A 24,256-nucleotide genomic window follows, 5' to 3' on the forward strand; every position below is an offset into this window, starting at 1 on the left:
GCGGGACTCCGCTTCGCTGCACTCCTCGCGCTCACTTGTCCGTCCCCTTCGGGGAGATTTCCTGCGCGGTCAGCTCGCGGACCGGCAGGATCTCGGGAGTGCTGCGCTCGGTGAGCCGGCCGTCCGGCAGCCGGGCGGGCGTGGCCACCGAACTGGAGGTGGCAAAGACGCCCGGGCCGGGCTTCGGGCCGGGGTAGTTCCCGGGCTGGAAGCGGGCCCGCATGGTGGCGGGCTGGTCGAGCTTGTCCTGCTTGCGCCGCTCGATGTGCGCCAGCACCATCGCGCCGACGGCCGCCGTGATCAGCAGCGCCGAGGTGAGCTCGAAGGCGAAGACGTACTTGGTGAACAACAGCCGGGCGATGCCCTGGACGTTCCCCTCGGCGTTGGCCTGGTCGAGGCCGGCCGCCGTGGTGCCCTCCAGCGCGCGGTAGATGCCGCCGCCGACGAGGCCGGCGAAGCCGAGGCCGAGCAGCACGGCGGCGGCCCGCTGGCCGCGCAGCGTCTCGATCAGCGAGTCGGACGCGTCCCGGCCGACCAGCATCAGCACGAACAGGAACAGCATCATGATGGCGCCGGTGTAGACGATGATCTGCACCATGCCGATGAACGGCCCGGCCTGGAGCACGTAGAACACGCCCAGGCAGAGCATGGTGAGCACCAGCCAGAGGGCCGAGTGCACGGCGTTGCGGGCGGCCACCATCCCGATCGCGCCGATCAGCGCGAGCGGGGCCAGGATCCAGAAGGTGACCTGTTCGCCGCCGGACACCCCGCCCGCCGCGGCCAGCACGGTCTGCGTGGTCATGCTCCGTCCCCCTTGCCGGCCGCGGCCCGCTGCGCGTGCTGCTCGGCGCCGGGGAAGGTCACGCCGGGGTGCTCCTCCACCTGGTACCGGCCCGGGCTGTTGGCCGCGTGCTCCGCGCCGGCCGAGGTGCCCGGGTTGGTGAGCGCGCCGACGTAGTAGTCCTTCTCGCTGTCACCCAGCCGCATCGGGTGCGGCGGCTGCTCCATGCCCGGCAGCAGCGGCGCGAGCAGCTGCTCCTTCGTGAAGATCAGGTCCTGCCGGCTGTCGCGGGCCAGCTCGTACTCGTTGCTCATGGTGAGCGAACGGGTCGGGCAGGCCTCGATGCAGAGCCCGCAGAAGATGCACCGCGCGTAGTTGATCTGGTAGGTGCTGGCGTACCGCTCACCCGGCGAGAAGCGCTGCTCGTCGGTGTTGTCGCCGCCCTCGACGTAGATCGCGTCCGCCGGGCAGGCCCAGGCGCACAGCTCGCAGCCGATGCACTTCTCCAGCCCGTCCGGGTGCCGGTTGAGGATGTGCCGCCCGTGGTAGCGCGGCGCCGAAACCGGCGGCTTGAACGGGTAGTCGGTGGTGACGACCTTCCTGAACATGTGCGAGAAGGTGACCCCGAAGCCCTTGAACGTTCCGGTGATCGCGCCCACGTCACACCTCCCTGGAGTCCGAGCCGGCGGCGATGTTGGCCGGCTCCCGCTCGGCGACCACGCGCGTGATGCGCGGGCTCGGTGGAACCTGAAGGTCCATCGGCGGCAGCGGGAAGCTGCCGTGCGGACGGTTGTTGACCTGCTCCTGGAGGGTCGGCTTCGGCTCCGGCCGGCGGCTCGGCCAGAACAGCGTGGCGATCAGCAGCAGGCCGGCCGGGACGCCGACCGCGATCAGCTTGCCCCGGGTGTCCCAGTCCTCGATCGAGCGCAGGCCGCTCAGCACGAGGATCCAGACCAGGTTGATCGGCAGCAGGACCTTCCAGCCGAACCGCATGAACTGGTCGTACCGCAGCCGGGGCAGCGTGCCGCGCAGCCAGACGAAGACGAAGACCAGCACGATCACCTTGGCGAAGAACCAGAGCATCGGCCACCAACCGGAGTTGGCGCCCTCCCAGAGGGTGATCGGCCAGGGCGCCCGCCAGCCGCCGAGGAACAGCGTCGTGGTGACCGCGGACATGGTCACCATGGACACGTACTCGGAGAGCATGAAGAGCGCGAACTTCAGCGAGCTGTACTCGGTCATGAAGCCCGCCACCAGCTCGGACTCGGCCTCGGGCAGGTCGAACGGCGCCCGGTTGGTCTCACCGACGATGGCGATGAAGAAGATGACGAAGCTCGGCAGCAGCAGGATGGCGTACCAGCCGGGCGTCGGGATCGCCGTGCCGAACACGGTGATCCGGGTGCCGTCGCCCTGCGCGGCGACGATCCCGCTGGTGCTCATCGTGCCGGCCGTCATGAAGACCGCCACGATGCTCAGCCCCATGGCGACCTCGTACGAGATCATCTGGGCGCTGGAGCGGAGACCGCCCAGCAGCGGGTAGGTCGAGCCGGACGCCCAACCGCCGAGCACGATGCCGTAGATGCCCATCGACGAGCAGGCGAGCAGCACCAGCACCGCCACCGGCACGTCGGTGACCTGCAGCGGCGTGTGGTGGCCGAAGATGCTCACCATCGGACCGAACGGCACCACCGACAGGGCGGTGACCGCGCAGATCACCGAGATGGTCGGGGCGAAGAAGTAGACCACCTTGTCGGCGGTGCGCGGGAGGATGTCCTCCTTGAAGGCCATCTTCAGACCGTCGGCCAGGGTCTGCAGCAGACCCAGCGGGCCGACCTGGTTGGGGCCGGGCCGCACCGCCATGCGGCCCACGACCCGGCGCTCGAACCAGACGCCGAGCAGCGTGGCGAGCACGGCGAGGACGAAGGCGAAGAGCACCTTGCCGACCACCAGCCACCACGGGTCCTTTCCGAAGTCGGCCAGCGTCGGGTCCTGGGCCAGGTAGATCACTGGACACCCCCAGTGTTGAGGAGCGGGCCAGGGCGTCCGGCGGCGTCGGCGGCCACCGGAGCAGCCGAGATCCGCACCACCGTGCCGGAGGTCGCGCCGAGGCTGCGCCGGACGGTCGAACCGGGCGAGTTGGTCGGCAGCCAGACGACGCCGTCCGGCATCTCGGTGATGGCCGCGGGCAGGGTGACCGCGCCGCGGTCGGTGCCCACCGTCACCGGGTCGCCGTCGGCGACACCGAGCGCCTCGGCCGTCCCCTTGCCCAGCCGGACCACCGGCGGGCGGGCCGTCCCGCCGAGGTGCTCGTCGCCGTCGGTGAGGCTGCCCAGGTCGATGAGCTGGTGCCAGGTCGACAGCACCGCCTCGCCGGCGCCCGGCTGCGGGGCCGCGGCCGGCTCGACGGCGGGAGCGGCCGGACGGGTCGTCCGGGTGGGCGGCAGCGCGCCCAGCTCACGGCGGACGCTCAGCACGTCGGCGGTGCCGAGCCGCACGTCGAGCTGCGCGGCGAGCGCGTCCAGCACCCGGCCGTCGGTCATCGCGCCGGTCGTCAGCACCGCCTCGAAGGTGCGCAGCCGCCCCTCCCAGTCCAGGAAGCTGCCGGCCTTCTCGACCACCGGGGCGATCGGGAAGACCACGTCCGCCCGGCGGGCGACCGCGCTGTTGCGCAGCTCGATGCTCACCAGGAACGGGACGGTGTCCAGTGCCTTCTCGGCGAGCCGGGGATCGGCCAGGTCGGCCGGGTCGACGCCCGCCACGACCAGCGCGCCGAGCTGACCGGCGGCGGCCGCCGCGACGATGCCGTCGGTGTCCCGGCCGGCCTGGCTCGGGATCACCCCGGCCGCGATGTCCCACGCCTCGCCCAGCTCGGCGCGGGCGGCCGGCTCGGTGACCAGGCGGCCGCCGGGCAGCAGGTTCGGCAGGCAGCCGGCGTCGACGGCGCCGCGGTCACCCGCGCGCCGCGGCACCCAGGCCAGCTTCGCCCCCGTACGCCGGGCCACGTCCGCGGCGGCGGAGAGGCCGCCCGGCACCTCGGCGAGGCGCTCCCCGACGATGAGGATGGCGCCCTCGGCGCTCAGCGCCTCGGCGACCGTGGCGTGCTCGGCCAGCACGCTCGCCTCCTCGCCCGGCACGACCCGGGCCAGCTTCGCGCCCAGCTTCTCGAGGCCGCGGGTGGCGAACGGGGCGATCGCGTACACGGTGAGGGTCTTCTTCAGGTACGCCTTGCGAAGGCGCAGGAAGAGGATCGGGCACTCCTCCTCCGGCTCCAGCCCGACCAGCACGACCGCCGGCGCCTTCTCGACGTCCGCGTACGTCACGCCGGTGACCCCGGCCACCGTGCTGGCCAGGAAGTCGGACTCCTCGCGGGAGACCGGCCGGGCCCGGAAGTCGATGTCGTTGGTGTTGAGGGCGACGCGGGCGAACTTCGCGTATGCGTAGGCGTCCTCCACGGTCAGCCGGCCGCCGGTGAGCACCGCGGCGCCCTGCCCGCTGTCCCGGGCGGCCCGCAGCCCCTCGGCAGCCGTGGTGAGCGCCTCGCTCCAGGACGCCTCCCGCAGCTCACCGGTGCTCCGGTCGCGGACCAGCGGCGTGGTGAGCCGGTCGAAGGCGCGGGTGTACTGGAAGCCCCACCGCCCCTTGTCGCAGTTCCACTCCTCGTTCACGGCGGGCTCGTCACCGGCCAGCCGGCGCAGCACCTTGCCCCGCCGCCAGTCGGTGCGCTGCGCGCAGCCGGCCGAGCAGTGCTCGCAGACGCTCGGGCTGGAGACCAGGTCGAACGGGCGGGCCCGGAACCGGTACTGGGCGCCGGTCAGCGCGCCGACCGGGCAGATCTGCACGGTGTTGCCGGAGAAGTAGGAGTTGAACGGGACGTCACCCGCGTCGCCCTCCTCGCCGTACGCGTCGTCCCGGTAGATGTTGATCTCCTCGGCGGACGACCGGCCCATCAGGTCGATGAACTTGTCGCCGGCGATCTCCTCGGAGAACCGGGTGCAGCGCTGGCAGAGCACGCACCGCTCCCGGTCCAGCAGCACCTGGCTGCTGATCGGCAGCGGCTTGGGGTACTCCCGCTTGTGCTCGTGGAACCGGGAGTCGGTCCGCCCGGTGGACATGGCCTGGTTCTGCAGCGGGCACTCGCCGCCCTTGTCGCACATCGGGCAGTCGAGCGGGTGGTTGAGGAGCAGCAGCTCCATCACCCCCTCCTGCGCCTTCTTGGCGACCGGGGAGGTGAGCTGCGTGCGGACCACCATGCCGTCGGCGACCGCCTGGGTGCAGGAGGCGACCGGCTTGCGCTGCCCCTCCACCTCGACGAGGCACTGGCGGCACGCGCCGGCCGGGGCCAGCAGCGGGTGGTCGCAGAACCGGGGGATCTCGATGCCCATCTGCTCGGCGACCCGGATCAGCAGAGTCCCCTTCGGGGCGCTGACCTCGATGCCGTCGATGGTGAGCGTGACGGTTTCGGTCTTCTTGGCTACGTCGGTCATCAGTGCGCCCCCACCAGGGTCTTCTCCGACAGCTTCGGCGCGGTGCGCCCCTCGATGTAGTCGAGGTAGTCCTGCTTGAAGTACTGCAGCGAGGAGGTCACCGGGCTGGTCGCGCCGTCGCCCAGGCCGCAGAACGACCGGCCCAGGACGTTGTCGCAGGTGTCGAGCAGGGTGTCCAGGTCCTCGTAGGTGCCCTGGCCGGAGAGGATCCGCCGGTACACCCGGACCATCCAGTAGTTGCCCTCCCGGCACGGGGTGCACTTGCCGCACGACTCGTGGTGGTAGAACTCCAGCCAGCGGTAGGTCGCGTAGACCGGGCAGTCCTGGTCGGAGAAGATCTGGGTGGCCGTGGTGCCGAGGATCGAGCCCGCGGCGGCCACCGACTCGAAGTCGAGCGGCACGTCCAGGTGCTCGGCCGTGAGCAGCGGGGTCGACGAGCCGCCCGGGGTCCAGAACTTCAGGTTGTGGCCGGGCTGCATCCCACCGGCCAGCTCGATCAGCTCCCGCAGCGTGATGCCCAACGAGCACTCGTACTGGCCCGGGTTCGCGATCCGGCCGGACAACGAGTAGATCATCGGCCCGGAGGACTTCTCCGTGCCCATCGTCTTCCACCAGGCCGCGCCGCCCAGCACGATGTACGGCACGCTCGCGATGGTGCCCACGTTGTTGACCACCGTGGGGCTCGCGTACAGGCCGTGGGTCGCCGGGAAGGGCGGGCGGAGCCGCGGCTGGCCGCGGAAGCCCTCCAGCGAGTCCAGCAGCGCGGTCTCCTCGCCGCAGATGTACGCCCCGGCGCCCGAGTGCACCACCAGGTCCAAGTCGAAGCCGGAGCCGAGGATGTTGCGGCCGAGGTAACCCTTGGCGTACGCCTCCTGCACCGCGTTGCGCAGCCGCCGGGCCGCGTGCACGGCCTCGCCGCGGATGTAGATGTACGCGCGGTTGGCCCGGATCGCGTACGAGGCGATGATGACGCCTTCGACCAGCGAGTGCGGGTCGTGCGTCATGAGCGGCAGGTCCTTGCAGGTGCCCGGCTCGCCCTCGTCGGCGTTGACGACGAGGTAGTGCGGCTTGCCGTCGCCCTGCGGGATGAACCCCCACTTGAGACCCGTCGGGAAGCCGGCGCCGCCACGGCCGCGCAGCCCGGAGTCCTTGACGAGCTGGATCAGGTCGTCCGGGTGGGCCTTGAGCGCCTTGCGCAGCGCCGCGTAGCCGTCGAGCTTCTCGTAGGTGCCGATCCGCCAGGCGTCCGCCGAGAGCCAGCGCTTGGTGAGCACCGGGGTGAGCTTGGCCAGCGTCTCCGGCCGAGGAGTGGTCACTTCTGGACCCCCGTTTCGTTCGCGCCCGCCGGGCCCGCGCCGTTGGCGCCCGCCCCGGCCTCCGCTTCCTTGAGGTTGCGCTCCTGCGCGCCGGCCTCGTCGCCGGCGGGCTTGCCGTCGCCGGCCGGCGGGTTCGCGGCCGCGCCGGCGGCCTCCGCCTCCTGCGCGTCGCGGGGCGCGGGCGGCACGGCGTCCGACGGCACCTTCGTGCCGGGCGCGTCCGGCACGGCCGTCGCGGCGTCCGGCTGCCGGGTCTCGGCGGTACGCACCTGCGGCGACTTGTCGTCCGGGGCCTTCACGTCCGGCGCGGTGCTGCCGGTGACCTCCTCCGGCCGGGCCGGCTCGACACCGGCCGGCGTGCCCGTCGGTGCGGACGCGCCGTCGCCGCCCTTCACCGGGGCGTCGGGGGCCTGCTTCGCGGCGGCGTCGGCCTTCGCCTTCTCGGCCGCCTCCGCCTTGGCCTTCGCCTCGGCGGCGGCCCTGTCGGCCTCCGCCTTGCTCCGGATCGGGGTGTTGGGGTCGAAGCCCGGCACCGAGATGTTGTGCTGCTGCGCGAGGAGCAGGCCGCGGAGGCTCGGCTCGCCCGGCCCGCCGTCGGCGACGGCGCCCTCCCGCTCGTCGGCGAAGCCGGCGAGCTGGACGGCCATCTCCTTGAGGGTGCAGAGCCGGGCCCCGCGGGTCGGCATCGGCCGGCCACCGGCGCGCAGCTCGTCCACCACGCCGACGGCGGCCTGCGGGTCGACGTTGTCGAAGAAGTCGTAGTTGACCGTCATGACCGGGCCGTAGTCGCACGCCGCGAGGCACTCGGCGTGCTCAAGGGTGATCTTCCCGTCGGCGGTGGTCTCGTCGTGCCCGACGCCGAGGTGCTCGGCGAGGGTGTCGTAGACCTCCTGACCGCCGAGCACGTTGCACATCGTGTTGGTGCAGACGCTGACCAGGAAGTCGCCGGTCGGCTTGCGCTTGTACATGGTGTAGAAGGTGGCCACGGCGCCGACCTGCGCCTTGTTCAGCCCCAGCACCTCGGCGCAGAACTCGACCCCGGCCGGGGAGACGTAACCCTCCTCGGACTGCACGAGGTGCAGCAGCGGCAGCAGCGCCGAGCGGGACCGGTCCGCCGGGTAACGGGCGATGATCTCCCGTGCCCGGGCGCGCGTCTCGTCACTGAAAGTCGTCGTCATCAGAGCCGCCTTCCATTCGCGACTGCGGGGCTCGCAAGCTCACTCCTCGCGCTCACCGGTCACAACCACCCATCACGGGGTCCAGCGAGGCGCCGCCGGCGATGACGTCGGCGATCAGGCCGCCCTCGGCCATGGCCGGGAGTGCCTGGAGGTTGATGAAGCTCGGCTCCCGGTAGTGCACCCGGTAGGGGCGGGTGCCGCCGTCGGAGACCGCGTGCACGCCCAGCTCGCCGCGCGGGGACTCGATGCCGACGTACACCTGGCCCGGCGGGACCCGGAAGCCCTCGGTGACCAGCTTGAAGTGGTGGATCAGCGACTCCATCGACTGACCCATGATCTTGGCGACGTGCTCCAGCGAGTTGCCCATGCCGTCGATGCCGATGGCCAGCTGGGCCGGCCAGGCGATCTTCCGGTCGGCCACCATGACGGGGCCGGGCTTGCCGAGGCGGTCGAGCGCCTGCTCGACGAGCTTCAGCGACTCGCGGATCTCGGCGAGCCGGACCAGGTAGCGGCCCCACACGTCGCCGTCGGTGTGCGTGGGGACGTCGAACTCGTACGTCTCGTAGCCGCAGTACGGCATGGTCTTGCGCAGGTCCCACGCGAGGCCCGCGGACCGCAGCACCGGGCCGGTCACGCCGAGCGCCAAGCACCCGGTCACGTCGAGCACGGCCACGTTCTTGGTCCGCTCGATCCAGATCGGCTGGCCGGAGAGGAGGTCCTCGTACTCCTTGAGCCGCTTCGGCATCAGGGCAAGGAACTCACGGATCTTGACGATCGCGTCGTCCGGCACGTCCTGCGCCACGCCGCCCGGGCGGACGTACGCGTGGTTCATCCGCAGGCCGGTGATCAGCTCGAAGATCTCGAGGATGAACTCCCGCTCGCGGAAGCCGTACAGCATCATGTTGATCGCGCCGAGCTCCATGCCTGTGGTGGCGAGCCAGACCAGGTGCGAGGAGATCCGGTTCAGCTCCATCATGAGCACCCGGATCGTGGTGGCCCGCTCGGTCACCTCGTCGGTGATGCCGAGCAGCTTCTCCACGGCCAGCGAGTACGCGGTCTCGTTGAACAGCGGCGAGAGGTAGTCCATCCGGGTCACGAACGTGCTGCCCTGGACCCAGTTGCGGTACTCGAGGTTCTTCTCGATGCCGGTGTGCAGGTAGCCGATGACCGAGCGGGCCTCGCGGACCGTCTCGCCCTCCAGCTCCAGGATCAGCCGCAGCACGCCGTGGGTGGACGGGTGCTGCGGACCCATGTTGACGACGATCCGCTCGTCGTTGATCGGGTCGGTGCCGGAGACGACCGTGTCCCAGTCGCCACCCGTGACGGTGAAGACCTTGCCCTCGGTGGTCTCGCGCTCGGTCGCGTAGTTGGACGTCGTCACTGTGCCGGCCCTCCGTTCACGACTGCGGGGCTCGCAAGCTCACTCCTCGCGCTCACTGGTAGGACCTCCTACGGTCCGGCGGGGGGATTTCCGCACCCTTGTACTCGACGGGCACGCCGCCGAGCGGGTAGTCCTTGCGCTGCGGGTGCCCCTCCCAGTCGTCCGGCATGAGGATCCGGGTCAGGTTGGGGTGGCCGTCGAAGACGATCCCGAACATGTCGTACGTCTCGCGCTCCTGCCAGTCGGCGGTCGGGTAGACGGCCGTGACGCTGGGCAGGTGCGGGGCCTCGGCGGAGACCGCGACCTCGAGGCGCACGCGGCGGCGGTACGTCATCGACGTGAGGTGGTAGACGACGTGCAGCCGGCGCTCCTCCGCGCCCAGGTAGTCCACGCCGGACAGCGAGGAGCACAGCTCGAACCGGAGCGCGAGGTCGTCGCGCATCACCTGGCAGACCTCGGCGATCCGCTCCGGACGGATGTGCAGGGTCAGCTCCCCGCGGTCGACCACGACCTTCTCGATGGCGTCGGCGAACCCCGGGTACGCCTCCTCCAGCGCGTCGTAGACCTCGTCGAAGTAGCTCCCGAACGGCCGGGCCGCCGCCTCGATCGGCCGGCGCTGCCGGACGAGACCGCCGTAGCCGGAGACGTCGCCGGAACCCTGGTTGCCGAACATGCCTCGCCCGGCCGGGCTCGACGGCGGGTACTCGGCGGGCGCGGTGCTGCTGGCCCCGGCCGGGGTCACCGGAACCGCGACGCCGCCGTCGTTCGGCTTGTCGTGAGGTGCGGTCATCGTGCCCGACCTCCGTTCGCGACTGCGGGGCTGCGCTCCGCTGCACTCCTCGCGCTCACTTCTTCATGCCCCCGTACTGCTGAAGATGGTTCTGGGCCTTCATCCAGTTCTCGATCCGCAACTGCTCCTCGCGGCCCTCGCGGACGGCCTTCGTCCACTCGGCCCGCCGGGCCTTGTCGCTGCGGTACGACGACGGCATCGAGCCGTAGGGGACGACCGGAACGTCGCCGCGCTCCTTGCGCGCCTCGTGCATCTTGCGCCCGGTCGGCCCGAGCGGCTCGTGCATGATCTTCTCGCGGAGCTTCAGCACCGCGTCGATGAGCATCTCCGGACGGGGCGGGCAGCCGGGCAGGTACATGTCGACCGGCACGATGTGGTCGACGCCCTGCACGATCGCGTAGTTGTTGAACATGCCACCGCTGCTGGCGCAGACGCCCATCGAGATGACCCAGCGCGGCTCGGCCATCTGGTCGTAGATCTGGCGCAGCACCGGAGCCATCTTCTGGCTGACCCGGCCCGCGACGATCATCAGGTCCGCCTGGCGGGGCGAGGCCCGGAAGACCTCCATGCCCCAGCGGCCCATGTCGTAGTGCGGACCACCGGCCGCCATCATCTCGATGGCGCAGCAGGCCAGGCCGAAGGTGGCGCCCCAGACGGACGACTTCCGGGACCAGTTGACCAGCTTCTCCACCGAGGTGAGCAGGACGCCGGCGGGGAGCTTCTCCTCGATGCCCATCTGACGTTCCTTCCTCAGTCCCAGTCCAGGCCGCCGCGCCGCCACACGTAGGCGTACGCGACGAAGACCGCGACGATGAACAGGACCATCTCCACGAACCCGAAGATCGGCAGTGCGTCGAACGAGACCGCCCAGGGGTACAGGAAGATGATCTCGATGTCGAAGACGATGAAGAGCATCGCCGTCAGGTAGAACTTGATCGGGAACCGCCCGCCGCCGACCGGCTGGGGGCTGGGCTCGATGCCGCACTCGTACGCCTCGAGTTTGGCCTTGTTGTAACGCCGGGGACCGGCGAAGCGGGCACCGGCCACGGAGAACAGCGCGAACGCCGCGGCGAGGGCGAACAGCCCGATGATGGGTGCGTAAGGCGAGAGCGACATCTTCTTCTCCTGCTCGTCCTTCCCTGCCCTCGTGCTTGACGAAAATCACACTATTCACGTCCCCCGCGGTGGCTGCCGCCGGGGGCGGGTCTGTCGGTCGGTCCGCTCCCGTCACCGGTCGCGGGCCACGTGCTCACACGGCTGGCGCCACCTTCGTCATCGCGTTGATGACCCGGTCCATCGCGTCCCCGCCGCGCGGGTCGGTCAGGTTGGCCAGCAGCTTGAGCACAAAGCGCATGAGCGTCGGGTGCGGCATGCCGTGCTTGGTCGCCATCCGCATGACCTCGGGACGGCCGATCAGCTTCACGAAGATCCCGCCGAGCCGGTAGTAGCCACCGAACCGCGCCTTCAGCTCGGCCGGGTACGCCTGCAGCGCCCGCTCCCGCTCGGGGCCGGCCGGCCGGGCCAGCGCCTGCACGGCGATCTCGGCGGCCAGCTCGCCCGACTCCATGGCGTACGCGATGCCCTCGCCGTTGAACGGGTTGACCATGCCGCCCGAGTCGCCGACCAGCAGCACGCCGCGGGTGTAGTGCGGGACCCGGTTGAAGCCCATGGGCAGCGCGGCGCCGAGGATCGGGCCGTCGGCGTTCGTCTCGTCGGTCATCCCCCAGTCCGCCGGGGTGTTGGCGAGCCAGTCGGTGAGCAGCCGCCGGTAGTTGGTCTTGCCGAAGGCGGACGACGAGTTGAGGACGCCGAGGCCGACGTTCACCCGGCCGTCGCCGAGCCCGAAGATCCAGCCGTACCCGGGCAGCAGGTTGTCGCCGCCCTCCTTGCTGCGCAGCTCGAGCCAGGACTCCAGGTAGTCGTCGTCGTGCTTGGCCGGTGAGTGGTAGTAGCGCCGCACGGCCACGCCGATCGGCCGGTCCTCCCGCTTCGTGAGGCCGAGCGCGAGCGGGAAGCGGCCGGACACGCCGTCGGCGGCGACGACCAGCGGGGCGTGGAAGCTCGCGGGGGACTTCTCCGGCCCGACCTCGGCCTGGACGCCGGTCACCCGGTCGTCCGCGTCGAGCACCGGCCCGGTGACGTTCACGCCGGTGCGCAGCACGGCGCCGGCCGCGACGGCCCGCTCGGCGAGCAACTGGTCGAAGTCCATGCGGGTGCGGACCAGGCCGTAGTTGGGGAAGCTCGCGAGGTCGGGCCAGTCCAGCTCCAGGCGGACGCCACCACCGATGACGCGCAGCCCCCGGTTGTGCAGCCAGCCCGCCTCGGGCGAGGTGTCCACGCCCATCCGGACGAGCTGACGCACGGCGCGCGGGGTCAGCCCGTCGCCGCAGACCTTCTCCCGCGGGAACTCGGTCTTCTCCAGCAGCAACACCCGCAGCCCGTGCCGCGCAAGGTGGTACGCCGTCGCCGAGCCACCGGGACCGGCGCCCACGACGATCACGTCGGCGTCGTGCTCCACCGCGGTCATCCGCGCCTCCTCCCGCATGCTCGTGAAATGCTTCACAAGCCAGACGCTGGGAGTCTATGACCGACGTCTCAAGGGTGCCCGACCAGGGGGGCCTAAGTTGCGCATGTGACGCTTGGGGGCCTGTTCGGGGCGCTTGGTGTCAGGCGCCTGCGGGCGCTTGTGTCAGGCGTGCGGGCGCTTGTGTCAGTCGCGTGCGGACGCTCGGCGTCAGGCCCGGCTCGGGGCGTCGAGGCCCGCGTCGACACGGATCGTCTCGGGCAGGTGTTCGCGCAGCGCGCCGCCGGCCGCGCGGTCCAGCGCCGCGAGCACCTCGGCGACGACCTGACGGACGTCGGCGGGATCGGCGCCGGCCAGCTCCCGCAGCTGCGCGATGAGTTCGGCCGCGTCGTCGTCGGTGGCGTCCACCCGGTCCGCCGGCTCTCGTCCCGTCATGGGGGCGAGCCTACGGCGCAAAGTGGACTAAGAACGGAAATTCACGAAATAGGGTGGGTCGGTACTCGGCGAGCTCGCGCCATCCTCACTCACGGACCGCCCGGTGCAGGGCCACGACCCCACCGGTGAGGTTCCGCCAGGCGACACTCCGCCAGCCCGCCGCGCCGATCCGCCCCGCGAGCGCCGGCTGGTCGGGCCAGGCCCGGATCGACTCGGCGAGATAGACGTACGCCTCCGGGTTGCTGGAGACCGCCCGGGCCACGACCGGCAGCGAGCGCATGAGGTACGACAGGTAGACCGTGCGGAACGCCGGGTTGACCGGGGTGCTGAACTCGCACACCACGAGCCGGCCGCCCGGCCGGGTGACCCGGGCCAGTTCCCGCAGCGCCGCGTCCGGGTCGGTCACGTTGCGCAGCGCGAAGGAGATGGTGACCGCGTCGAAACTGGCGTCGGCGAACGGCAGCCGCAGCGCGTCCCCGGCCAGCAGCGGCACCCTCGGGCGGCTGCGTTTGCCGGCGTACAGCATCCCGAGCGACAGGTCGGCGCCGACCGCGTACGCCCCCGACTGGGCCAGCTCCTCCGTGGAGACCCCCGTGCCCGCACCCACGTCGAGCACCCGCTCGCCGGGCCTCAGGCCGAGGGCGGCTCGGGTGGCCCGCCGCCAGGGGCGGTCCTGCCCGAAGGAGAGCACGGTGTTCGTCAGGTCGTAACGCGCCGCCACGCCATCGAACATCGCGGCGACCTCGTGCGGCTGCTTGTCCAGGCTGGCGCGCTGGCCCTGCGGGGTGCGACTCACCCCTCCACTCTGCCAGCCGTCCGCCGCCCGACAGGCGGTGGGGGACGTCGACACAGATTGAGGGGGCGGGACGGCCGACGCCGTCTCGCCCCCTCACCAGATTTGCTCAGTCGGTCGACTGCTCGTCGCCCGGCGCCACCAGCACGACCTTGCGCCGCCGCGACACCAGCAACAGCGCGCCGCCGGCCAGCAGGACGGCCGCGCCGATGCCGCCGATCAGGCCGACCTGCACGCCGGTCACCGGGAGGCCCCCCTCACCGGCGCCGCCACCGCCCGCGCCCGGGGTGGCCGACGCGGTCGGGGTCGCCGTGCCACCGGGAGTCGGCGTCGCGGTCGGCGTCCCCGTGGGCGTGGGGGTGGGGGTGGGCGAAGGCTGCGCCGACAGGTCCACGAAGACGTCGAACTGGGCGATGTTGTCGCCCGGGTCGACCTCGGTGAAAGCCTTGCGCTGCGCGCCGCTGGCGATCCGCGGCGCCTGCTTCGCCGGCCCGTCGGCGCTCTCGAGCCCGGCGGCCCAGACGAAGCCCGGGCGGAGCACCGGCTCGGTGACGTCCGCGCCGATCGTCACACGCACGTCGTCGGTGTAGTACTGCCCCGGCGACAGCACCGCGCCGGGGTCCTCGCAGTACGCCTCGGCCGGACCGTCTTGGAGTTCCGGGTCGGCCTCGACGCAGCTCACCGGCAGGTGGGCGAACGTCACGCCAGGCGGCAGAGTGATGCCGTACGCGATACCGGTCGCCTTGCGGCTGCCGTCGTTGTAGATCGCCCAGTCGAGCGGCACGGTCTCGCCGCGCGGGACCGGCTTCAGATCCGGCTCGTCGATGACCCCACCGTTGACGACGACGTTGGCCTGCACGTCCTGCACCCAGGTCGTCAGGTCGTAACCGCGCTTCGCGACGGTGATGGCGTGGTCGACCGAACGACGCTTGGCGTTGGCCGCGCTGATCGTGACCTTCATCGTGCCGGCCTCGCCGCGCTGTCCCTTGGCGAAGACCGGGATGCCGAAGTCCTCCGTGGTGCCGGCGGCCAGGTCGCCGAGGAGGCAGGTGAAGCTCTTCTTCTTCGCCTCGCAGCCGTCGGGCACGACGACACCGACCAGGTCGAGGTCGAGGTCCTTCGTGTTGACCGTGACGGTCACGGCCTCGGCGTCGACACCGCTGGTGTTGCCGACCTGGAACTTGAACGGCTTGGCCGTGGCCTGCTTGACGCCCTTGGCCAGCTCGTAGCTCAACGGGGTCAACGCCAGCTCCGCCTGGTCCTCCGCGTGCGCCGGGCCGGCCACCGTGGTCAGGCCGACGGTCGCGAGCAGGGCCACGGCGCCGGCGCGGGCGAGGGTGGAGCGGTGGAACGGTCTCATCGGTCCCCCGGGGTAGGGAAAGGAAGAATGCGTTCACGGACCGGCCGGACGTTAGCGGAGGTCGATGACCCGGCGCCAGCGGCGGGCGTGAGTTTCGTCCCTTCGTACCGGACCGTATGGACAGTGCGGGCGGGATGGTTGCCCATCCCGCCCGTACTGCCCTGCGTTATGTGAACGGCCCTCATGGGCCGATGGAGGACGTCGCCGGACCGTCAGCCGCGTCGGGAGGTCACGAGGAGCCCGGACGCCGCGCGACCAGCACCATCACACCACCCGCGGCCGGCACCGCGACCCCGATCGGCCCGGATCGCAGAAGGCGATCGGTCAGCGGAGCTCCCGCGCGGACGGACGACGAGCCGGCAATCTAGCGGCCGGCGCTCACGCGCGACAACCCCCGTACGGTCACCGGGTGCCGCGACCGGTTCAGTTCGCCTCGACGAGCGGCAGCGAACGGCCGACGCCGCCGTTCGGGAGCGCGATCGAGGAGAAGTGCGACACCACCCGCTCGTCGGTCGGGTCGTCCTCCGGCGTCCAGTGCACGGCGAGCCGGTTGTAGAGGGTGTCCCGCTGGGCCGGGATCCGGCCGGCCGTGCGGATCATCCCGATCAGCTCGTGCAGGTTGGACCGGTGGCGGGCGCCCGCCGAGGAGATGACGTTCTCCTCCAGCATGATCGATCCGAGGTCGTCCACACCCATGTGCAGGGCGAGCTGGCCCACGTCCTTGCCGGTGGTCAGCCAGGACGCCTGCAGGTGCGGCACGGTCTCGAAGAAGAGCCGGGCCACCGCGATCAGCCGCAGGTACTCCATCGTGGTCGCCTGGGTGCGCCCCTTGAGGTGGTTGTTCTCCGGCTGGTACGTCCACGGGATGAAGGCCCGGAAGCCGGCTGTGCGGTCCTGCACGTCGCGGATCATCCGCAGGTGCTCGATCCGCTCGGCGTTGGTCTCGCCGGTGCCCATCATCATCGTGACGGTCGACTCGACGCCCTGCCGGTGCGCCAGCTCCATGACCTCCAGCCACCGCTCGCCGGACTCCTTGAGCGGGGCGATGGCCCGGCGCGGCCGCTCGGGCAGCATCTCGGCGCCGGCCCCGGCGATCGAGTCCAGGCCGGCCGCCTTGATCCGGGCGATGGCCTCGTCGAGGCTCACGCCCGAGACCTTCGCCATGTGCAGGATCTCGCTCGGGCCGATGGAGTGGATGGCGAGCTGGGGGTAGGCCTTCTTCACCGAGGAGAACAGCTCCTCGTAGTACTCGACGCCGTAGTCGGGGTGGTGCCCACCCTGGAGCATCACCTGGGTGGCGCCCAGCTCGACCGCCTCGCCGCAGCGGCGCAGGATCTCCTCGGTCGGGTGCGTCCAGCCCTCGCGGTGCTTCGGCGCCCGGTAGAAGGCGCAGAACTTGCACGCCGTCACGCAGACGTTCGTGTAGTTGATGTTGCGGTCGATCAGGTACGTGACGATGTTGTCCGGGTAGCGGCGGCGGCGTACCGCGTCGGCCGCCTCGCCCAGCGCGTGGAAGGGCGCCTCGGTGTAGAGCAGCAGGGCCTCCTCGGGCGTGATCCGCCCGCCGTCCGCGCCGCGCTGCAGGATGTCGTCGATCTCCCGGCTCACCGTCACGCCTCCGAGCCTACGTCGCCCGGCCGCCGGCGGTGGCGCGTGGCCACCCGGGTGTGACGTCGGCGGCCGGCACCGGAGGCGTCCAGCCGGAGGACGCCGACGCCGTCAGTCCAGGCCCGGGCTGGCAACCGGCAGCCCGACCGCCTTCGCGGCGTCGATCTCGACGCGGTACAGCCGGGACAGGGCTGCCGGGGACACCCACCAACGCCTGCGGTGCCGAGCGCCGGAGCGCCCGCGGCACCTCGAACTCCACCAGAGCGGAGGCGACCAGCGACCGGCTGTCCCGGTCGTTCGTTCTACACGTCACGCGTCGTAGTCGACGACGAGCTTGTCCGTGGTCGGGCTGGACTGGCAGGTGAGGACGTAGCCCGCCGCCACCTCGTCCGGCTCCAGCGCGTAGTTGCGGGCCATGGTGACCTCGCCCTCCACCACCTTCGCCCTGCAGGTCGAGCACACGCCGCCCTTGCAGGCGTACGGCAGCTCGCCGCGGACCTTGAGCGCGGCGTCGAGCACCCGCTCGTCCCGCCGCATCGTGAAGCTCGTCGACCGGCCGTCGAGCAGGATCGTCACGTCGGCGCCGGCCCCGGTGTCCTCGGTCGCCCGGCGCGGCGGCTCGGGCGGCGCGTCGACGTGGAAGAGCTCGGTGTGCACCGCCCCCTCCGGCAGGCCGCGCGCGCCGAGCACCTCACGGACGTCCAGCACCATGCCGTACGGGCCGCAGAGGAACCACTCCTCGATGTGCTCCCCCGGCACGATGGTGTCGAGCAGCCGGGTCAGCCGGTCGGCGTCGATCCGCCCCGAGAGCAGCGGCGACTCGCCCTGCTCCCGGGAGAGCACGTGCACGAGGTGCAGCCGGGCCGGGTACCGGTCCTTCAGGTCGGCCAGCTCCTCGGCGAACATCACCGTGTTGGCCCGCCGGTTGCCGTACACCAGGGTGAAGGTGCTGGCCGGCTCGACGGCCAGCGCGGTCGCGACCAGCGCGAGCACCGGGGTGATGCCGGACCCGGCGACCACCGCGCCGTAGTGGCGGGCCCGGGCCGGGTCGAAGGCCGTCGTGAAGTGCCCGAGCGGCGGCAGCACCTCGACGGTGTCGCCGTCGCGCAGCGCGCCGCAGGCGAACGCGGAGAAGGCGCCGCCGGGCACCTCCCGCACGCCGATCCGCAGCCGGCCGTGCCGGGCCAGCTCGTCCGGGGTGGAGCAGATGGAGTACGACCGGCGCACGTCCGCGCCGTCCTCGCCGACGCGGCGGACGGTGAGGTGCTGCCCGGCGCGGAACGCGAACGTCTCCCGCAGGTCGTCGGGCACCGCGAACGTGATGGCCACCGCGTCGTCGGTGAGCCGGTCGACGGCGGCGACGGGCAGCGGGTGGAAGATCGGCCGGCGACGGACCGGCCGCTTGATGGTGACTGTCACAGCGCCTTCAGGTGGTCGAAGGGTTCGGAGCAGGAGCGGCACCGCCAGAGCGCCTTGCACGCGGTGGAGCCGAACCGGCTGAGCCGCTCCGTCTCCGGCGAGCCGCACCGCGGGCAGCGCACGGTGAGGGTCAGCGGCACGGCGCCGGGCGCGCGGACGGGCGTCGGCGGGGCGATGCCCGCGTCCGCGAGCTTGGCCCGCCCGGACTCGGAGATCCAGTCCGTGCTCCAGGCCGGGTGGTGGACGGTGCGGACCTCGGCGTCCGGATGGCCGACCGCGGCCAGCGCCCGGCGGATGTCGGCGCGGATCACGTCCATGGCCGGGCAGCCCGTGTAGGTGGGGGTGATGGTCACGACGACCCGGCCGCTCGCCGGATCCTCGTCGACCGCCCGCAGGATGCCCAGCTCGTCGATGGTGAGCACCCGGATCTCCGGGTCCACCACGGCGGCGACGGCCTCCCGGGGATTCACCACGTCGCTCCGGGGTGGGCGCGGTGCAGCACCTGCATCTCGGCCAGCAGGTACGACAGGTGCTCGGTGTGCACACCGTCCCGGCCGCCGCCGGGCGCCCAGCCCGTCTCGGGGCGGGTGAGCGTGGCCTCGTCGAGCACGCTCGCCACCGTGGCGTCGAACTCCGCCCGCAGCGTCGCCGGGTCGACCGGCGCGGCCGGGTCGGGCGCGAAGAGCTCGGCCGTGTACGGCCACACCTGGTCGACCGCCGCCTGCATCCGCCGGTGCGACTCCTCGGTGCCGTCACCGAGCCGCCGCACCCAGAGCGAGCTGTGGTCCAGGTGGTACGCCGACTCCTTACGCGCCTTGGCGCCGATGGCGGCCAGCCGCTCGTCGGCGCAGCCGGCCAACGCCGTGTAGAGCGGCAGTTGGTACGCCGACAGGAACAGCAGCTTCGCCATGGTCACGGCGAAGTCGCCGTTGGGCAGCTCGACCAGGAGACAGTTCCGGAACTCGCGGTCGTCGCGCAGGTACGCGAGCGCGTCCTCGTCCCGGCCCGCGCCCTCCAGCTCACCCGCGTACGTGAGCAGCAGCCGGGCCGCGCCGAGCTGGTCGAGGGCGATGTTCGCCAGGGCGATGTCCTCCTCCATCTCCGGCGCGCGCGTGGTCCACTCGGCGAGCCGCTGGGCTGCGACGAGCGCGTCGTCGCCGATCCGGAGCGTGAACTCGTACGGCCCGTTCACAGGTGCGCCACCCCGTCCGGCACCTCGTAGAAGGTCGGGTGGCGGTAGACCTTGTCGGCCGCCGGGTCGAAGAAGGCGTCCTTCTCGTCCGGGCTGGACGCCGTGATCGCGCTGGCCGGCACCACCCAGATGGAGACGCCCTCCTGGCGGCGGGTGTAGAGGTCCCGGGCGTTGCGCAGGGCCAGTTCGGCGTCGGGGGCGTGCAGGCTCCCGACGTGCGTGTGCGACAACCCGCGCCGCGCCCGGACGAAGACCTCCCACAGCGGAGTGTGTTCCGTGCTCACGCTGCCACCTTCTCCCTCTGCTCCGCCCGCTTGGCGGCGTACGCCGCGGCGGCCTCCCGCACCCAGGCGCCCTCGGCGTGGGCGCGGCGCCGGTGCTCCATCCGCTGCCGGTTGCACGGCCCGTCGCCGGAGATCACCCGCATCAGCTCGTCGTAGTCGGGCTGGGTGTAGTCGTACGCCTGCCGCTCCTCGTTCCAGCGCAGGTCCGGGTCGGGGATGGTGAGGCCGAGCACCTCGGCCTGCTGCACGCACATGTCGACGAAGCGCTGGCGCAGCTCGTCGTTGGAGAAGCGCTTGATCTTCCAGGCCATGGACTGCGCGGAGTGCGTGGACTCGCCGTCCGGCGGCCCGAACATGGCGAGCGACGGGTACCACCAGCGGTCGACGGCGTCCTGCGCCATCGCCTTCTGCGCGGGGGTGCCGTGCGACAGCGTGTGCAGGATCTCGTAGCCCTGCCGCTGGTGGAACGACTCCTCCTTGCAGACCCGGATCATGGCTCGGGCGTACGGCCCGTACGAGCAGCGGCACAGCGGGACCTGGTTGACGATCGCCGCGCCGTCGACCAGCCAGCCGATGGCGCCGACGTCCGCCCATGTGAGCGTGGGGTAGTTGAAGATCGAGCTGTACTTCTGCCGGCCGCTGAGCAGAAGGTCGACGAGCTCGTCGCGGCTCGCCCCGAGGGTCTCGGCGGCCGCGTAGAGGTAGAGGCCGTGGCCCGCCTCGTCCTGGACCTTGGCGAGCAGGATCGCCTTGCGCTTGAGCGAGGGCGCCCGGCTGATCCAGTTGCCCTCCGGTTGCATGCCGATGATCTCGGAGTGGGCGTGCTGGGCGATCTGCCGGATCAGCGTCTTGCGGTACGCCTCCGGCATCCAGTCGCGCGGCTCGATCTTCTGGTCGGCCTCGACGACCCCGGCGAAGTATCCCGCCAGGTCGTCGTCCGGCGCGGGCCCGCCGCGGCGCTGTCGGGCCGCCGCCTCCCGCAGTGCGGCCTCCGCCGCCTCGACCTCGCCGAGCAGGCCGCCGCCGGGTGCCTCCTCCGGGGCGCCGAAGTCGTTGCCATACATGAGGTCAAGTGTTACAGCTTGCACCCCAAGAAACCAGAGGGTGTAACAGGAATGCGACGTCGCCTTCCATACCGGATCGCCGATTCGCCGCGCTCGGCCCCTCCCGGGGCTGGTATGACCTGAGTCACGACACAAAGATGAATGGGACCAGAAGCCGCATAACGGTTCGATATCCCGCCTTCATGGCAACTTGCCAGCAGGTGGGTTCTGGCGTACGCCCCATCCGGACGTAGACTTTCCGCGTCACACCGATCGGCTGCCAACGATCGCCGCCACCACTCGGGCCGTCGACCCCCGGCCCTGGCGTCGAGCCGGTCCGTTCCTGGCAAGAAGCCGGTCCCCCCGGCCCTGACATCTGGAGTTCACCCACTCATGCGTTCCCGCGTGACCATGGTGCTCGCCGTCGTGGCGGTCGTCCTCGGTGGCGTCCTGCTCGTCCCCACCGCGTACGCCCGGCTCTCCGCCGGTGGCGACGCGGAGAGCAGCGGCGGCGGCGGCGGAAGCGTCGCCGCGCCCGCACCCACCCCGCCGCCACCGCCCACCCTGGCCGCAGGCCCGGTCTCGGTGAACTTCAACGGTGAGTTCTTCTCGTGGGCTCTTCTGGACCGCAAGACCGGCGCGATCTCCGGGGCGAAGAACATGGCCTCGACCAGCTCGACCGAGTCGATGATCAAGGCCTGGATCGTGAGCGACTACCTGCGCCAGCTTCGCGACAGGGAGCCGCCCGCCGAGATGCTGAAGCTGGCCAGCAAGGCCATCCGGGACAGCAACGACGACGCGGCCAACGCGGTCAACACGGCGGCCGGCGGCTCGTACAAGATCTACCCCAACGGCCAGCCGAGCCCGGTGATCAAGCGTGCCATCACGATCTGCGGCCTCACCGACACCAAGCGCGGCAACGTGCCGAAGTACGAGGGCTTCTGGAGCTTCACCCGGATGTCCCCCCGGGACGCGGTCCGGCTCGGCGACTGCATTGCCGATGGCAAGGCGGCCGGCCCGAAGTGGACCAAGTGGGTGCTGGACGAGATGAGCAAGGTCCGCGGCAGCGTGAAGGACCAGCACGACACGTACGGCGGCGGCAAGTGGGGCATCGTCGACGGCCTGCCGGCGTCGATCAAGGCGCAGGGACCGGTCAGCATCAAGAACGGGTGGACCCCGCTCGCGTACGACGGCAACTGGCACGTCAACTGCCTCGCCGTCACGGGCAAGTGGAGCCTCGCCGTGATGATGCGCTACCCGGTGAAGAACGGGCTTTCCTACGGGGCGAAGGTCTGCGCGAGCGTGGCCACCCAGTTGGTGACCCCGCAGCCGGGCGCCGCGCTCAAGGTGCCGCAGCAGCCGGTCGGCAAGCTCTGATGGCCGGAAAACGCCGCAACGGCGAGGCCTCGCCGCTTCGCCTGATCGCCGTGGCCGTGGTCCTCATCGGGCTGGTCCTCGTGTCCCTGCGCCTGGTGCCCGGGTCGCCGTTCGGCTCCGATGCCGCGGCGAAGTGGGGCGCGGGCGGTGGCGCCGGCCAGGAGGACAGGTCCACGACCGCTCCCGGCGACCGCAGCAGCCGGCCCTCGGCGCGGCCCAGCCCCAGCCCGTCACTCGAGCCGCTGCCCTTCGTGGCGAAGGACCTCGACCTGGACATCGAGGGGTGGTACAGCTGGTCCGTGCTGGACCGGCGCACTGGCAAGATTATCGGCTCGAAGAACATGGACGAGACGAGCACCACCGCCTCGCTGATCAAGTCCTGGATCGTCGCCGACTACCTGCGCCGCGCCGACGAGAACGGCCAGACGCCGAGCGACGCCAAGCTGGCCGACGCCACCCGGATCATCCGGGACAGCGACAACACGCGGGCCGAGCAGTTCTACGACAACGTGGGCCGCTCCGCCTCGATCAAGCGGCTCATCTCGATGTGCGGCCTCACCGACAGCAGCGTCGCGCCCGACGGCGGCTGGAGCCGCACTGCCCTCTCGCCCCGCGACACCGCCCGCATGGGCAACTGCATCGCCGAGGGCAAGGCAGCCGGCCCGACGTGGACGAAGTGGCTGCTCAACGAGATGCGCCTGGTGCGGGGCGCGGGCGACTTCGGCATCCGGAAGGCGTTCCCGGCCGCCGAGCAGAAGAAGATCGCCATCAAGAACGGGTGGATCGACCGGACCAAGGAGCAGGAGATGCACATCAACTGCCTGGCCATCGGCGACACCTGGACGATGGGCGTGATGGTCCGCTACCCGATCGACATGGGCTACGACTACGGCATGAAGAACTGCCAGAAGATCACCGAGGCCCTGCTCCGGCCCGGGGTCTGATCCGGCCCGGGGTCTGATCCGGCCCGGGGTCTGATCCTGGCCGGCGGCCGTTCAGCCGCTCGATGGCGCGGCGCCAGATCGGCGATGTGGCGGGGTCCGGGGCGTGGGGACACCGCCATTCCGGCGAACCGGTGTGGATCTTTCCCGCACTCGGCCCCGGCAAGTCCAGCCGCCGCGCCCAACCGGCTGCTCGAGGTCTCCGCGACCGTGCCTCCTCCCGGCGCCGGTCGCCGGGACGTACCAGTCGCTTGATCGACTCGGTTTCGTTGAAGTCGCGGTGTCCGATAGCGAGGGATACCGCGACTTCAGGGAACCCGAGTCGATCAAGCCGATGCCGAGCCCGGAAGGGCTCGGCCGGCGGCGACTGTGGCTGGTCTACCGACGGCGGATGGGCCGGGCTGGGCCGGCCCACGCCGGCGGGCCCGGCCGGGGCGGGCTCAGCCGGCGGGCCCGGCCGGGCGGCTCAGCCGGCGAAGAACTCCGGGCCACCGTCCGGCAGGGCCGGGGCCTCGCCGAGGGCGGCCGCCCGGCGGGCGAACTCCCGCAGGCCGGCGACCTGCCGCTCGCCGAGGGAGAAGTCCAGGGTCCGGAAGTACGTGGCGAGCGTCGCGGCGTCGAACGGCTCCCACCGGGCACCCGCCTCGGCCACCTGGTCCAGCTCGGCGAGGGAGAGGTCGCGCGAGCGCAGGAACGCCTCGTGCACCTCCTTCACGACGCCGGGATGGGCGGCGGCGAAGTCGCGGCGTACCGCCCAGACGGCGAAGACCATCGGCAGACCGGTCCAGTCCCGCCACGCCTGCCCCAGGTCGGTGACCTCGAGGCCCTGGCGCGGCGCCTCGTACAGGGCGCGCAGCGCCACGTCGCCGATGACCACCGCGGCGTCCGCCTCCAGCAGCATCTGGCTCAGCTCCGGCGGGCAGCGGAAGTACTCCGGGTTCACCCCGTACCGCTCCTTGAGCAGCAGCTGCGCGAGCAGCACCCCGGTCCGCGAGGTCGAGCCGAGCGCGACCCGGGCGTGGTCCAGCTCGGTCAGCGGCCGGGTGGAGACGATGTTGACCGAGAGCACCGGTCCGTCGCTGCCCACCGCCAGGTCCGGCAGGAGCAGCAGCTCGTCGGCGTGCCGCAGGTACTCGAGCTGCGAGATCGGCCCGATGTCCAGATCGCCGGCCACGAGCGCGGAGTTCAGCCGGTCCGGCGTGTCCTTGTGCAGGTCCACGTCGATCAGCGCTCCGGATCGCATCAGCCCCCAGTAGATCGGGAGGCAGTTCAGGAACTGGATGTGCCCGACCCGAGGGCGGGCGATGCGATCAGCAGCCATGCCCCGACCGTATCCCCGCCCGCGGGTGC

General features: G+C 71.5%; 23 protein-coding genes. 2 read left to right on the forward strand and 21 right to left on the reverse strand.

Translation table 11 applies throughout. The features are described 5' to 3' along the window. Nucleotides 1-31: 31 nt before the first annotated feature. The 20 genes from ACSNOA_RS00745 to paaA all read right to left on the reverse strand — a co-directional run bounded on the left by ACSNOA_RS00745 (nt 32) and on the right by paaA (nt 20,609). On the reverse strand, nt 32-802 hold the full coding sequence (locus ACSNOA_RS00745) for an NADH-quinone oxidoreductase subunit J (protein WP_436655149.1): 771 nt from the start codon (nt 800-802) through the stop codon (nt 32-34). Continuing rightward, nucleotides 799-1,440, reverse strand: a complete 642-nt coding sequence (nuoI, locus tag ACSNOA_RS00750; protein ID WP_436655151.1) for an NADH-quinone oxidoreductase subunit NuoI — start codon at nt 1,438-1,440, stop codon at nt 799-801. The genes ACSNOA_RS00745 and nuoI overlap by 4 nt, the downstream gene beginning before the upstream one ends. A gap of 1 nt (nt 1,441) precedes the next feature. Continuing rightward, nucleotides 1,442-2,788: an NADH-quinone oxidoreductase subunit NuoH gene (gene nuoH / locus ACSNOA_RS00755; RefSeq protein WP_436655153.1), complete on the reverse strand. Its 1,347-nt coding sequence runs from the start codon at nt 2,786-2,788 to the stop codon at nt 1,442-1,444. Further along, complete coding sequence (locus tag ACSNOA_RS00760) at nt 2,785-5,265, reverse strand: NADH-quinone oxidoreductase subunit G (protein ID WP_436655155.1); 2,481 nt, start codon at nt 5,263-5,265, stop codon at nt 2,785-2,787. The genes nuoH and ACSNOA_RS00760 overlap by 4 nt, the downstream gene beginning before the upstream one ends. After that, complete coding sequence (nuoF, locus tag ACSNOA_RS00765; RefSeq protein WP_436655157.1) at nt 5,265-6,581, reverse strand: NADH-quinone oxidoreductase subunit NuoF; 1,317 nt, start codon at nt 6,579-6,581, stop codon at nt 5,265-5,267. The genes ACSNOA_RS00760 and nuoF overlap by 1 nt, the downstream gene beginning before the upstream one ends. Beyond that, complete coding sequence (gene nuoE / locus ACSNOA_RS00770; protein ID WP_436655159.1) at nt 6,578-7,759, reverse strand: NADH-quinone oxidoreductase subunit NuoE; 1,182 nt, start codon at nt 7,757-7,759, stop codon at nt 6,578-6,580. The genes nuoF and nuoE overlap by 4 nt, the downstream gene beginning before the upstream one ends. 52 nt (nt 7,760-7,811) lie before the next feature. Beyond that, a complete protein-coding gene (locus tag ACSNOA_RS00775) occupies nt 7,812-9,140 on the reverse strand; it encodes an NADH-quinone oxidoreductase subunit D (RefSeq protein WP_436655161.1) in 1,329 nt (442 codons plus the stop codon). Nucleotides 9,141-9,192: 52 nt separating this feature from the next. After that, complete coding sequence (locus ACSNOA_RS00780; RefSeq protein WP_436655163.1) at nt 9,193-9,930, reverse strand: NADH-quinone oxidoreductase subunit C; 738 nt, start codon at nt 9,928-9,930, stop codon at nt 9,193-9,195. Between the two features lie 55 nt (nt 9,931-9,985). Next, nucleotides 9,986-10,666 carry a NuoB/complex I 20 kDa subunit family protein gene (locus ACSNOA_RS00785; protein ID WP_436655165.1) on the reverse strand — a complete coding sequence of 227 codons (681 nt, stop codon included), beginning with the start codon at nt 10,664-10,666 and terminating at the stop codon, nt 9,986-9,988. Nucleotides 10,667-10,680: 14 nt separating this feature from the next. Continuing rightward, entirely contained in the window at nt 10,681-11,046 is a 366-nt protein-coding gene (locus ACSNOA_RS00790) for an NADH-quinone oxidoreductase subunit A (protein ID WP_436655167.1), read from the reverse strand. A gap of 133 nt (nt 11,047-11,179) precedes the next feature. Continuing rightward, complete coding sequence (locus ACSNOA_RS00795) at nt 11,180-12,457, reverse strand: geranylgeranyl reductase family protein (protein ID WP_436656166.1); 1,278 nt, start codon at nt 12,455-12,457, stop codon at nt 11,180-11,182. Between the two features lie 207 nt (nt 12,458-12,664). Beyond that, nucleotides 12,665-12,889: a hypothetical protein gene (locus tag ACSNOA_RS00800; protein ID WP_436655169.1), complete on the reverse strand. Its 225-nt coding sequence runs from the start codon at nt 12,887-12,889 to the stop codon at nt 12,665-12,667. An 85-nt stretch (nt 12,890-12,974) separates the two neighbouring features. After that, nucleotides 12,975-13,685 carry a demethylmenaquinone methyltransferase gene (locus ACSNOA_RS00805; RefSeq protein ID WP_436655171.1) on the reverse strand — a complete coding sequence of 237 codons (711 nt, stop codon included), beginning with the start codon at nt 13,683-13,685 and terminating at the stop codon, nt 12,975-12,977. Between the two features lie 106 nt (nt 13,686-13,791). After that, nucleotides 13,792-15,042 (reverse strand): cell wall anchor protein, encoded by a 1,251-nt coding sequence (locus tag ACSNOA_RS00810; protein ID WP_436655173.1) that lies wholly within the window; start codon nt 15,040-15,042, stop codon nt 13,792-13,794. 423 nt (nt 15,043-15,465) lie between these two features. Further along, the gene (mqnC, locus tag ACSNOA_RS00815; RefSeq protein ID WP_436655175.1) at nt 15,466-16,656 is read right to left on the reverse strand and encodes a cyclic dehypoxanthinyl futalosine synthase; all 1,191 of its coding nucleotides are present in this window, start codon (nt 16,654-16,656) and stop codon (nt 15,466-15,468) included. Nucleotides 16,657-16,959: 303 nt separating this feature from the next. Further along, on the reverse strand, nt 16,960-18,069 hold the full coding sequence (gene paaE / locus ACSNOA_RS00820) for a 1,2-phenylacetyl-CoA epoxidase subunit PaaE (RefSeq protein ID WP_436655177.1): 1,110 nt from the start codon (nt 18,067-18,069) through the stop codon (nt 16,960-16,962). Continuing rightward, complete coding sequence (gene paaD, locus ACSNOA_RS00825) at nt 18,066-18,542, reverse strand: 1,2-phenylacetyl-CoA epoxidase subunit PaaD (protein ID WP_436655179.1); 477 nt, start codon at nt 18,540-18,542, stop codon at nt 18,066-18,068. The genes paaE and paaD overlap by 4 nt, the downstream gene beginning before the upstream one ends. Further along, nucleotides 18,536-19,261: a 1,2-phenylacetyl-CoA epoxidase subunit PaaC gene (gene paaC, locus ACSNOA_RS00830; RefSeq protein ID WP_436655181.1), complete on the reverse strand. Its 726-nt coding sequence runs from the start codon at nt 19,259-19,261 to the stop codon at nt 18,536-18,538. The genes paaD and paaC overlap by 7 nt, the downstream gene beginning before the upstream one ends. Continuing rightward, nucleotides 19,258-19,545: a 1,2-phenylacetyl-CoA epoxidase subunit PaaB gene (paaB, locus tag ACSNOA_RS00835; protein ID WP_167999671.1), complete on the reverse strand. Its 288-nt coding sequence runs from the start codon at nt 19,543-19,545 to the stop codon at nt 19,258-19,260. The genes paaC and paaB overlap by 4 nt, the downstream gene beginning before the upstream one ends. Next, entirely contained in the window at nt 19,542-20,609 is a 1,068-nt protein-coding gene (gene paaA, locus ACSNOA_RS00840; RefSeq protein WP_436655183.1) for a 1,2-phenylacetyl-CoA epoxidase subunit PaaA, read from the reverse strand. The genes paaB and paaA overlap by 4 nt, the downstream gene beginning before the upstream one ends. A gap of 372 nt (nt 20,610-20,981) precedes the next feature. Here paaA and ACSNOA_RS00845 point away from each other — a divergent pair, with 372 nt between their 5' ends. Both ACSNOA_RS00845 and ACSNOA_RS00850 read left to right on the forward strand, forming a co-directional pair. Next, the gene (locus tag ACSNOA_RS00845) at nt 20,982-21,965 is read left to right on the forward strand and encodes a hypothetical protein (RefSeq protein ID WP_436655185.1); all 984 of its coding nucleotides are present in this window, start codon (nt 20,982-20,984) and stop codon (nt 21,963-21,965) included. Continuing rightward, the gene (locus ACSNOA_RS00850; protein WP_436655187.1) at nt 21,965-22,909 is read left to right on the forward strand and encodes a serine hydrolase; all 945 of its coding nucleotides are present in this window, start codon (nt 21,965-21,967) and stop codon (nt 22,907-22,909) included. Before ACSNOA_RS00845 ends, ACSNOA_RS00850 begins: the two co-directional genes overlap by 1 nt. A gap of 463 nt (nt 22,910-23,372) precedes the next feature. On the opposite strand, the gene ACSNOA_RS00855 is transcribed toward ACSNOA_RS00850, so the two are convergent. Continuing rightward, the gene (locus tag ACSNOA_RS00855; RefSeq protein WP_436655189.1) at nt 23,373-24,227 is read right to left on the reverse strand and encodes a menaquinone biosynthetic enzyme MqnA/MqnD family protein; all 855 of its coding nucleotides are present in this window, start codon (nt 24,225-24,227) and stop codon (nt 23,373-23,375) included. Between the last annotated feature and the right edge of the window lie 29 nt (nt 24,228-24,256).

The organism is Micromonospora sp. URMC 103 (assembly GCF_051386435.1).
GTDB lineage: Bacteria > Actinomycetota > Actinomycetes > Mycobacteriales > Micromonosporaceae > Micromonospora.